Raw genomic sequence first — 905 nt, forward strand, 5'->3', positions numbered from 1 at the left:
GCCGGTTGAGGTTGACTCAGTAGTGACCTGCAACCGGTCACCGCCGCAACGGGGAGTGGCTTGAGAGAGGCGTGCCTAGCCGAAAGTTGATGTGCCCTCTTCGTTTTCACCGAATTCGAAGTTAGGAGTGAAACGTGTCAACAATCTCAAGTACTGATCGGCCGGTGGTGATCGCCATCGATCCCCATAAGGCGTCATGGACCGCTGTGGCAGTAGGTGACTCCCGGCAGCCTCTAGCGACCTTGCGAGTCTCAGTCAGCCGCGACGGTTACCGGTCGCTGCGTCGATTCGCCCGCACCTGGCATGGCAATATCTGGGCCGTCGAAGGAGCCCACGGCGTGGGCGCCCCGCTGACCGCGCGGCTAGCCGATGACGGGATCCAGGTCGTCGATGTTCCCGCCAAACTCGCTGCTCGCGTGCGTCTCCTATCTGTCGGGCACGGACGCAAGAACGATGATGCTGATGCCCTTTCGGTCGGCATCGCTGCACTCAATGCGACCCACCTAAACACAGTCAGTGTCGACGCCGCCATCACGGCGCTGCGAGCGATCGTCGAGCATCGCGAAGACCTCATCACCACACGCACCCAGACCATCAACCGGCTACACGTACTGCTCACCAGGCTCACACCCGGTGGATTGGCCGGCACACTGACCGCCAACCGTGCCGCGCAGCTTCTACGCTCGATCCGGCCCCGCGACGCGGCCACCAAAGTTCTACGAGGACTTGCCGTCGACATAGTCGTCGAATTACGCCACCTCGACCGCCGAATCTGTAAGACAGACAACGATATCGAATCCGCAGTCAAAGACTCAGGCACCCAATTGACCACACTGCACGGTATCGGCATCACCTCAGCAGCCAAGATCCTCAGCCGCGTCGGGCCCATTCACCGGTTCCGCTCG

1 protein-coding gene is annotated in these 905 nt (G+C 61.2%); it reads left to right on the forward strand.

Annotated features, from left to right (window positions below):
* Window positions 1-167: 167 nt before the first annotated feature.
* Window positions 168-905 (forward strand): transposase (locus MSZK_RS29605; protein WP_255414263.1); only part of this gene is annotated, 738 nt, incomplete at its 3' end.

Source organism: Mycobacterium sp. shizuoka-1, from assembly GCF_002723835.1.
In the GTDB taxonomy this organism is placed as follows: Bacteria; Actinomycetota; Actinomycetes; order Mycobacteriales; family Mycobacteriaceae; genus Mycobacterium.